This window comes from Microcoleus sp. PH2017_35_SFW_U_B, assembly GCF_020737865.1.
Classification (GTDB): Bacteria; Cyanobacteriota; Cyanobacteriia; order Cyanobacteriales; family Microcoleaceae; genus Microcoleus.
The window spans coordinates 1-9,318 of record NZ_JAEQDE010000159.1 but is presented as its reverse complement, the minus strand read 5'-3'; the positions used below and the strand labels follow the sequence as shown (position 1 = coordinate 9,318).

Here is a 9,318-nt window from a genome sequence, read left to right as displayed (position 1 = left end):
ATATAAGAAAGAGCGCTGAAGCGCAACTACGTACCTTTGACTAGCAGTCTTAAGTGAACCGTACTGCTCTATATATAAGAAAGAGCGCTGAAGCGCAACAACATACCTTAATGCACAAGTTATAATAAATTTAAATAAATCGGAGGTTGAAATGGTAACGCTGCAATTAAGGCAAATCAGTGTGCCGCCAGGACATAGACTGCTGTTGAACGATGTCAACTGGCAGGAATTTGAGGCGATTTTAGAGGAGTTCGGAGAACACCGTGGCTCTAGAATAGCTTACAGTCAAGGAACTTTGGAGATTAGGATGCCCCTACCAGAACATGAGAAGGCTAAAATTATTATTGGCTATTTAGTAAAAATTTTGTTTGAGGAACTTGAAATTGACTTTGAACCATTTGGTTCGACGACTTTCAAACGAAAAAGTATGTTGCAAGGAATTGAGCCTGATGAATGTTTTTACATCCAGAATTACGCTCGAATGATTGGCAAAAAGCGCATCGACTTAACTGTCGATCCGCCGCCGGATTTAGCAATTGAAGTCGATCTCACTTCCAAGACTCAACTGGATGCTTACGAGGCGCTGGGAGTCCCGGAAATCTGGCGCTATGAAAATAAAAGGCTTGAGATTAATGTTCTTGAAGATGGGAAATATGTTGAATCGGAATTTAGTCCGATATTTCCCAATCTGCCAATTATTGAAGCGATTTCTCAATATTGCGAACAAAGTCAAACCGCGGGGACGAGTCAAACTCTCCGATTGTTTCGCAAATGGGTTAGAGAGCAAGTACAAAATTGATATGAAATCTTCTGTTTTTTGACACCAAGCGTTATCATCCCGTTATATTGTTAATTTCGCTGTTGGGAAATTGAGAGAGAATAAGGGTGTTGACCTTGCGATCGATCGCCCACGAAAATCACGTAAGTCCCCTTGTCTCCATAACCAGAAAATTCTACATTCCCCGCAGCAGCATTCGCCGGTAGGACGCAGAAACGACCCCTCGGCCCCTGAATCATCAAACTGGGAGCTCCCGCAGTTTGTACTGCAATCCGCCAGTAAGGCAAATCCTGGGTTACTTCGATGACTTGGTTGGGGCTTTGGGCTACGAAACCGCAGTCGCCACTATTGTTCGGGCCGCCGGAAACTCCCGAAACTCTCAGCGGTTCGGGAAATCCTGGAGCAATTTGCAACGGTTGGCTCCGAATAGCTCCGGCATCCGCTAAAATCATTGCCAAGGCTACGGTTACGATCGGGCTAAACCACCGTTTGTCGCGATCGCCCGCACAGTGTATCTTCATATTTCCTCACACAATGGGATTTAGTCCTACTTCTTTAGACGATAGATGATAATTGCGGTTCCAAACACGTGGATCTCAATCAAGTAAAATCTACCTAATTAAAGTAAAATATAGATCGCTAACAAGCTTGCTGTGTATGTCTTTGACAGTTGACAGTTGACAGTTGACAGTTGACAGTTGACAGTTAACTAATGACCAATGACTAATGACTAATGACTAATGACTAATGACTAATGACTAATGACTAATGACTAATGACTTCTTCCTTCTACTTAACTACTGATTTTTTTTATGAATCCTCAAAATAACTTCAATTGGCAGCAAGCGATCGGAGAACTCAAAGCTAAACTAGAACGATCGCCTCTCATCCAACAAAATCCAGACAGCTATCAAGCGATCGGAACCTTCTACAATCAATCTCTAGAGAAGTTTCAGAAACTCCCCAAACCGGGACAGGTGGCAGTCTTTGCCGTCGGAGCGATCGTTGTTCTGACAGTCTTCAATAGTATCGTACAGCTACTTTCCGCCGTGATGACTCTTGGCGTTCTCGGAGTGCTAATCTACATAGCGTATAAATTGGCAATATCTCCTGATTCCTCCAACTAAGGATTAACAATAGGAAATTATAAATATGTCTAACCCAACTGCACCCGGTGATATTAATCAACCCGATCCGTCTTGGCAAAGACAATCCCAGCCAATGCCACTGCTGGTTCGCCGGTGTGGCGCTTGGACTGTTGAAATTTCGTTAATCGCAGCTAGCGCCCTGGTTCCCTTCAGTATCGGGGCACTGGTTAACAAAGAAGCTCAAACCGTGCCACTCAATCCCTCGGTAGCAGCAGCATCGGAAACTGTTGCCCGTGTTTTGGCCATCCCCGTGCGCGATCGCAACCCCAGAGTTGCACCCCTAACTAATCTATTCTGGTCGGGGGCGCTGCTGGCGCCGGCAGCTTTAGCGGCGTGGCAGTTGTTTTTGCTCGCCAGAATCGGTCAAACTCTCCCGAAACGCTGGTTCGGAGTGAAAGTTGTCACAGCCTCGGGTACTCCTCCGGGTTGGGCGCGGGTGCTGGTTCGCGAAAGTTTGGGGCGCTGGGGAGTGCCTCTGGGCGTCGCTTACGGGGTTTGGCGCTTGACTGGCGCGTTTCCAGATTTAATCATTTTAGGGGCGTTGAGCGGCTTGGCAGTGCTGGCAGATGGCGCTTTTGGATTGCGCTACAAACGGCAATCGGGGCACGATCGCCTTGCGAATACTTTGGTGGTCAATAGTCGTGAAGCGAAGCTATCCCGTAGGGAATCGCACCAACTGTCACCCAATCCTGTCCAGAGTCAAGATTGGACTGAGGAAGACGCGCAAATTGCGGCTTTGGTTTTGACTCCAGAAACCAATATGAAAGAAGATCCCAGTCTGTGGAATTGGATTCGCCAACATCCGGGGACAACTTTAGTGATAGTTACTATTGGCAGTGCGGGATTGATTTTAAGTTTGTTTGTTGGCACTCTGATCTACACTCAAAGTCAAGCTAATTTGCGGGATTCTCGGCAGCGGAATGACGAGTTATTTGTAGCTTTAGTTAGCAAATTGTCTCCTGCTTCGGCTAGCGGAACATCGGGGAGGCGATCGGCTATTTTGGCTTTGGGGGCGGTGGAAGACTCCCGCGCCGTACCCCTGTTAGCGGATTTGCTGGCTCAAGAAGAAAGCAAGGCGATGCTGGACGCGATCCAGCAAGCTTTAGTCAGTACCGGGCCGAAAGCTTTACCTGATTTGCAGCGGTTGAACCAAGCCCTCAGCAATGACCTCGAATCCCTGCGCTACGGTGGAAAGACTCCGGAACGCGAGTTAGCGGCTACCCGTCAGAGAACAGTGCAAAGGGCGATCGGCAAAATTCTCACAGTGTATAGCAGCCAGCTCAACGGTGCAGATTTGAGCCGCACAGATTTAGGTCAAAGTCCTGCCGGCCCCGGTCAGTTTACTTTAGTATTAGACAAAGTTGACTTATCAGGAATTAAGCTGAGAAAAGCCAATTTAACAAATGCCAGCTTGCAGGGAATTCGCTTTTATGGCACCGGCGAAGACAGGCGTCCTGGCACATTTGACGATTGGATTTCTGACTTAAGCGAAGCTAATTTTGAAGGAGCAAATTTAACCGGAGCATCTTTTAACAGCGCCGTAATGAACCGCACTACTTTTGTGCGCGCTGTTCTGAACAAAGCTAATTTGTCAAGCGGAAATTTGAATGGAGCTAATCTTAGCAACAGTCTTTTAATTGGGGCGAATTTGCAGCAAGCAATGTTAAAAGAGGCAAGCTTTACCGGGGCAGATATCGGCAGCGCCAATTTTTCGGGAGCCAATTTAGAAAGTGCGCGTTTGGGCAAAGTCAAGGCTCAAGGCACTCAGTTATCTCTAACAAATTTGTCTAAATCGGAATGGCAAGGTGCTGATTTGTCCGGTGCTGATTTGAGCGGCGCAAATTTACAAAATGCTGATTTAAGTTCGGCTAAACTTGCCAACGCGAATTTAAAAGATGCTCGATTGCAAGATGCTAATTTGCGGAATGCGGACGTGAGTTCGGTTGATTTTAGAGGTGCGAATTTAGCGGGAGCTAATTTTCAAGGCGCTGTTTTCCTGGGGAAGGGGACTTCGGATCAGTTTATTCAAAGTCAGGCTGGTAGCAAATCAGGTCGATTCCAAGGTATTAATTTTGCGGAGGTTAAGAATTTAGATCAAAGTCAAATTGCTTACATTTGTTTGCAGGGAGGGACTCATCCGAAGTGCCCGCCAAAAAATTAAGACTTGGTTCGTAGTGAGGACTTTAGTCCTTCTTTTTTGCGGGCTAAAGCCCTCACTACGAACCTTTATTTTTCTGTCTTTTGTTTGGTAGGATGGATGGCTCCACATACTACCAATTAGATAAGAAGGGCTGAAGCCCAACAACGTACCTTATAAGAAGGGCTGAAGCCCAACAACGTGCCTTACCTTTTTGAGAAGTGCTATATTATGCAATAGCATCGGCACTTACAAGAGTCTCGAATTGTGCTAATAGCATTCCATCAGTGTTATTTGCAACTCCAAAAATTTTAGGTAACTGGCCTGTTTCAACTAGAACTTGTCTGACTTCTCGGTTAGATATATCGGCTAAATTTTTGTTATTGAGAATGGCATTAACGGCCGCAATACCGACACCTTGACCAACTGCTACATTGAATTCTACAATTCTGCCCACAGCACAAGCAAGCCCTTCAAATCCAGAACAGGGACTGACAACTGCCAGGTTAGGAACATTGTTCATTAATGCGTGGCGGATGCCAATATTGAAGGTAGGCTGTTGGAACATCAGACTTTTAAACCACCCTCGACTCTTTGCTTTGTCGCCAATCCCCGGAATGCCTCCCCGGACATCAAAATGATAGCTAAATGTTCCCAGTGCTTCAGTAGCTGGTACGCCACCATGCAGCATTTGTGCGCCTATTAAAGGTTCTACAACTCCCGTCACATTCCCAGCGTGTCTGATATAAAGTTCTGAAGCCGGAGTAACATAGGTAGCCCCCAAACTTTTCAGCCAAGTGGTCAGAAATGACATCTCTTTTTGCATATTAGCTGTGGGTTTGCTCCCGTTTCTCGCTAAGGCTTCTGCTTCGCTACCAGTGACTGCAAATAACAGCGCATTCCACGAAAGTCTTTCGTCTGGAAGTATGGCGATATTTCCTTCGTCTAAAATTATGCCAGTTTCAGAAAAAGATAGCTTTCTGCCTCTAAAAGAGTGGTATGCTACAGACAAAGCTGGCGATCGCACATCAATGTAATCGTTGCCCGCCCACAGAGTTTTGAGATTTCCTCTGGTGTCGATCATTTCCAGGCGGAGTTCTTCTGCTAGCTTGGCATCTTTCCCCGCAGCAGACAGCAAAAATTTTTGAGCCTCAGAATCGGCAAGGTTTGTGAAGCGTTTTAGATAAATATAATCGAGTTCTTTCAGTCTTCTGACACTGAGTCCTTGAGTTTCAAAAACTAGGGTGACTGGAAGTTCTGAGTTAGGCAAACCAAAGGTTTCAAATCCATTCAGCTTTCGCACACCTGCGGCTTGAGCTAATTCGCCATTGACAGTGGCATCAATAAATTGTTTTGCTACATAAACTGTCCCTTTTGAGGTAATTATGCTAGTAATTTTTTTGCCTTCTTTATTGATTGATTTAATTTCTACTTTGCCCAGGAGTGCAACTCCTGCTTGTACCAGCATTGCTTTCAGGGCTGCGGTGGCTTTGCTGGGGTCAAGGGCGATCGCGCTGACACCAGATTTTTGCAGGAATTCTTTATAGATTGTCGGCGGTGAACCGAAGGGGTCTAAATTTAAAGATTGTTGGAGTTCTTGACTAACCTGACTTCGATCTAAATAAGCGAGGCCGCCTCTGACTAAATGTCCGCCAATTCCTTCTTGCAAGCTTCCTTTAGACATCAGCAAAACTCGCGGATAAAGCTTTGTCCGGCGGCGGTATTCTCTGGCTGCTGAGATAACAGCTAGAACTCCTGGAACTTCATCACCAAAGCAGATGATATCGTAAGAACGTAGATCCATGAGCATTATTTAATCACGTCTCCCGATCGCCATTTTGTCGATCTGCATCTCAATTTTTGCCATCAAACTCTCTGTCTGTTCCAAATAAGGCCGCATCTTTCCTAATTTTTTTGATAATTTTCACACATTTCGGGACGCAAAAATCGGGATTTTCGGGAAAATCTTGCGTTTAGGGCGATCGCGATCGGTGAAAAAACTCGGTTGGCGATCGCCCGCAGGCTGCGTCATTCTGGCACTCTTTCCTCTCAATTAGCTTATATTATCAGGATCTATCCCCAACTCGCGCAATCGTTCAGCTAGTCGATCGGCGCGCTGGGCTAATTCCTTCACCTGTTCTTCAGGAGTCAGATAGCGTTTGCCATCCGCATCGTACCAATACAACCATTCCCTTGTCACCCCAGAATAATTTCCCCTTTCACAACCAATTCCCAAACCAATTTCTGGCATCCAAACAGGATTTCCTGGCTGTAACTCATACTTGCCATTGACTAACTTATGTACTTCCAAACGGGGTTTGCGGCGGCGGCGAGAAGAATAAATGACATAGTAAAGTATGCCTAAACTTTGATATTCTTCCAACTTGGCGGTATATTCGTTGCGATAAGTTGGGGAAACAACTTCGAGGACAAAAGTTGGCATTACTTTTTCCTCCCATACCGCGTAACTGGGACGCAATTCTTCGTCATAAAACCTTTCCACACCTAAACTCAAGAAAGCATCTGGCACAATAGCTGGTTTGTCAGGGTGATGGTAAAGACCCATATCTATGCCAAAAAACCAGTCCATGCGTTCTGCCCAAATTATGAGCAATATTGCTTTCAGCAATCCTGGTATTAATTCTTGCAGTTCGTTATCCACTGGTGTTTCATCTGAGTCTGGTAGTTCTTCTGCTGAGGGCCAGTGCTTCGGGAAGTTGTAATTTAACATGGTAATTTTTCTCGAAACTCATTAATATTATAGCATTGAGTTGTTGGGTGTTCTTTTGTATTTGATTAAGAATATTATGGGTCGCAAAGACGCTAAGTAAGAAAAGGAAGAAAAGCAAGATGATAGGTAATATTGACTTATTTGATCTGAATTAATTTTTGTAAAATATCGGCTGAGATTTACGCGATCGACTAAACTATGTCTAAGCAGTCGGTTCTAATGGGGAACAGCCATTAGAGGAAACGGGGAAAGTTTGGTGCAAATCCAACGCTGTCCCGCAACTGTAATGAGGTTTGTAGTAAGGACTTCAGTCCTCTACCTCTCAAGTCAGAACGCCCGCCGATGTGTTGGTTCACATAGTCTCATCCGCGAGGTACTTGATGAAGGCGCGAAATCGGAAATTAGTCAGCCTGGGATTGATGGCTGGCTTGAGTTGTTATCTTGTCTTGGGTTCGGCAACACCGGCCGCTGCTATGCACATTTCAGAAGGTTTTTTGCCTGTACAATGGGCTGCGTTTTGGTGGATGGTGGCTTTGCCTTTTTTTGTGTTGGGTTTGCGTGAAATTACTCGCATCACCAAAGAACACCCGGAACTTAAATTATTACTAGCTTTGGCGGGTGCGTTTACTTTTGTGCTTTCTGCTTTAAAAATTCCATCGGTAACGGGGAGTTGTTCTCACCCAACGGGTACGGGTTTGGGTGCAATTTTGTTCGGCCCTTCGGTGATGGCTGTACTTGGTGCTTTAGTGCTGTTGTTTCAAACGTTATTGTTAGCACACGGTGGGCTGACAACGTTGGGGGCGAATATGTTTTCGATGGCGATTGTTGGGCCGTTTGCTGCATATTTTATCTATCAATTGCTGATGCGAACTGGTAAACAAAGGTTGGCAATTTTTTGTGCGGCTGCTTTGGCAGATTTGCTGACTTATGTGGTGACTTCGATGCAGTTGGCATTGGCTTTTCCGGCAGCGAGTGGCGGTTTTATGGCTTCGTTTCTCAAGTTTGCTAGTATCTTTGCGATTACTCAAGTACCTCTGGCGATTAGTGAGGGATTGCTGACTTTATTGGTTTGGAATTGGCTGCATTCTTACGGAAAACCAGAGTTAGAAATTCTGAAATTATTGAAACAGGAGTCATAAAGTCGTGAATCAAAAACCTACAAAAAATCAGCAAGCTAGTTCGCAACAAAATTGGATGTTAGTAATTGCAGTTGTCGCCCTTGCGGTGATTCCCCTAGTTTTTGTGCGGGGTGAATACGGCGGATCGGACGATCGCGCACAGAAAGCAATTACCGAAATTCAACCCGATTATAAACCTTGGTTCAATCACTTGTTTGAACCGCCTAGCGCTGAAATTGCCAGTCTATTATTTGCGACTCAAGCGGCGCTGGGGGCTGGTGCGATCGGATATGCGATCGGGCTTTATAAAGGTCGATCGCAATCTCAGCAATCTGATGATAAATCGCCGCTGGAATGAATCATCAGATTGATAGTCTGGCTTACACCAATCGTTTGCGTGGGTTGCCGCCAACTCACAAATTATCGTTTGCGATCGCCCTTTTGATTCTATCTTTGCTTTCTGGGGCGATCGTCCAATTGTCGATCGCGCTTTGGTTAGCAGTCTGGATCATCATCTACGCGGGCATTCCGGGGAAACTATATCTGCGGTTGTTGTCGCTACCGTTGATGTTTTTGTTGACGAGTTTGCCTGCTTTGGCGATTAATGGAATTGAGTTAAATCAAATCCAGACAATGCAGTGGGATATTTGGCAAGGTTGGGGGATTAGCATCGGCAATTTTTATCTGTATGTGAGTCGCACAGGCTTATACCAAGTGAGTTTGTTATTTCCGCGCACCTTGGCATCGACAAGTTGTATGTACTTCATTTTGTTGACGGTGCCATTTACAGAAACCTTGCAAATCCTCAGAAAATTGCGCTTTCCGGCTTTGCTGACAGAACTCTTGTTGTTGATGTATCGGTTTATTTTTAGCTTATTGGCGATCGCAGATGAACTTTGGATCGCCCAAAACTCGCGCTGTGGCTATCGCACTTGGAAACTGGGAATGCGTAGTTTAGGCATTTTAATCGGGCAATTACTTCAGCGAACTTTGGTAAATTACCGTCAAGTTTCGTTGAGTTTAGCATCGCGTGGCTTTAATGGAGAATTGCGGGTTTGGCATTCTTCCCCTTACAAAACTTCGCGAAGATATACATTTGAAGCCGTGTTTGGGTGCACGGTTTTAACTTTGTTAAGTGTGTTATTTCAAAGTTGAAAATAAATAAAGAAATGAGGAGACGGCAGTGCCGTGTCTCTACAATATGATTTTGGGTAGGGACACGGCATTGCCGTCTCCTCTATCCTGACTGAAGATATGACTTTTATGAACATAATCAATGACTTTAATGAATTGACTCCACAAGAAACCTGTTGAATAATTGTAGTCAACACTTATCTTGTGGAAATCCTATGATAAATAAACGACTCCTCAAAAAAATAGCTTTTTCATTACTAGCATCATTAAGC

General features: G+C 45.0%; 9 protein-coding genes and 1 riboswitch. Of the genes, 6 read left to right on the top strand and 3 right to left on the bottom strand.

The features are described 5' to 3' along the window. Window positions 1–151: 151 nt before the first annotated feature. A complete protein-coding gene (locus tag JGK36_RS32140; RefSeq protein WP_293185386.1) occupies window positions 152–799 on the top strand; it encodes a Uma2 family endonuclease in 648 nt (215 codons plus the stop codon). A 50-nt stretch (window positions 800–849) separates the two neighbouring features. Here JGK36_RS32140 and JGK36_RS32135 read toward each other — a convergent pair whose 3' ends face one another. Next, a complete protein-coding gene (locus tag JGK36_RS32135; protein WP_293193162.1) occupies window positions 850–1,299 on the bottom strand; it encodes a hypothetical protein in 450 nt (149 codons plus the stop codon). Window positions 1,300–1,590: 291 nt separating this feature from the next. Between JGK36_RS32135 and JGK36_RS32130 the strand changes: the two genes are divergently transcribed. Next, window positions 1,591–1,905, top strand: a complete 315-nt coding sequence (locus JGK36_RS32130; protein WP_293185382.1) for a hypothetical protein — start codon at window positions 1,591–1,593, stop codon at window positions 1,903–1,905. Between the two features lie 25 nt (window positions 1,906–1,930). Continuing rightward, on the top strand, window positions 1,931–4,087 hold the full coding sequence (locus tag JGK36_RS32125; protein ID WP_293199119.1) for a pentapeptide repeat-containing protein: 2,157 nt from the start codon (window positions 1,931–1,933) through the stop codon (window positions 4,085–4,087). Window positions 4,088–4,292: 205 nt separating this feature from the next. Here JGK36_RS32125 and JGK36_RS32120 read toward each other — a convergent pair whose 3' ends face one another. Continuing rightward, window positions 4,293–5,867, bottom strand: coding sequence for an FAD-dependent oxidoreductase (locus tag JGK36_RS32120; RefSeq protein WP_293199117.1), 1,575 nt, complete (start codon window positions 5,865–5,867; stop codon window positions 4,293–4,295). Between the two features lie 249 nt (window positions 5,868–6,116). Further along, window positions 6,117–6,794 (bottom strand): Uma2 family endonuclease, encoded by a 678-nt coding sequence (locus JGK36_RS32115; protein WP_293199116.1) that lies wholly within the window; start codon window positions 6,792–6,794, stop codon window positions 6,117–6,119. Between the two features lie 194 nt (window positions 6,795–6,988). Then, a riboswitch (cobalamin riboswitch) is annotated at window positions 6,989–7,153 on the top strand. Between the two features lie 21 nt (window positions 7,154–7,174). On the opposite strand from JGK36_RS32115, the gene JGK36_RS32110 reads away from it, so the two are divergent. Genes JGK36_RS32110 through cbiQ form a run of 3 tightly spaced genes read left to right on the top strand, consistent with a single transcriptional unit; the run spans window position 7,175 to window position 9,067 of the window. Then, window positions 7,175–7,933: an energy-coupling factor ABC transporter permease gene (locus tag JGK36_RS32110; RefSeq protein ID WP_293199114.1), complete on the top strand. Its 759-nt coding sequence runs from the start codon at window positions 7,175–7,177 to the stop codon at window positions 7,931–7,933. A gap of 4 nt (window positions 7,934–7,937) precedes the next feature. Beyond that, the gene (locus tag JGK36_RS32105; RefSeq protein WP_293185377.1) at window positions 7,938–8,270 is read left to right on the top strand and encodes an energy-coupling factor ABC transporter substrate-binding protein; all 333 of its coding nucleotides are present in this window, start codon (window positions 7,938–7,940) and stop codon (window positions 8,268–8,270) included. Further along, window positions 8,267–9,067 carry a cobalt ECF transporter T component CbiQ gene (gene cbiQ, locus JGK36_RS32100; protein WP_293199112.1) on the top strand — a complete coding sequence of 267 codons (801 nt, stop codon included), beginning with the start codon at window positions 8,267–8,269 and terminating at the stop codon, window positions 9,065–9,067. The genes JGK36_RS32105 and cbiQ overlap by 4 nt, the downstream gene beginning before the upstream one ends. Window positions 9,068–9,318: the final 251 nt, after the last annotated feature.

What these genes read in the sequence shown, in the direction of transcription:
- JGK36_RS32140 (WP_293185386.1), top strand. Translation starts at nt 152, where the DNA reads ATGGTAACGCTGCAATTAAGGCAAATCAGTGTGCCGCCAGGACATAGA.
- JGK36_RS32135 (WP_293193162.1), bottom strand. Translation starts at nt 1,299, where the DNA reads ATGAAGATACACTGTGCGGGCGATCGCGACAAACGGTGGTTTAGCCCG.
- JGK36_RS32130 (WP_293185382.1), top strand. Translation starts at nt 1,591, where the DNA reads ATGAATCCTCAAAATAACTTCAATTGGCAGCAAGCGATCGGAGAACTC.
- JGK36_RS32125 (WP_293199119.1), top strand. Translation starts at nt 1,931, where the DNA reads ATGTCTAACCCAACTGCACCCGGTGATATTAATCAACCCGATCCGTCT.
- JGK36_RS32120 (WP_293199117.1), bottom strand. Translation starts at nt 5,867, where the DNA reads ATGGATCTACGTTCTTACGATATCATCTGCTTTGGTGATGAAGTTCCA.
- JGK36_RS32115 (WP_293199116.1), bottom strand. Translation starts at nt 6,794, where the DNA reads ATGTTAAATTACAACTTCCCGAAGCACTGGCCCTCAGCAGAAGAACTA.
- JGK36_RS32110 (WP_293199114.1), top strand. Translation starts at nt 7,175, where the DNA reads ATGAAGGCGCGAAATCGGAAATTAGTCAGCCTGGGATTGATGGCTGGC.
- cbiQ (WP_293199112.1), top strand. Translation starts at nt 8,267, where the DNA reads ATGAATCATCAGATTGATAGTCTGGCTTACACCAATCGTTTGCGTGGG.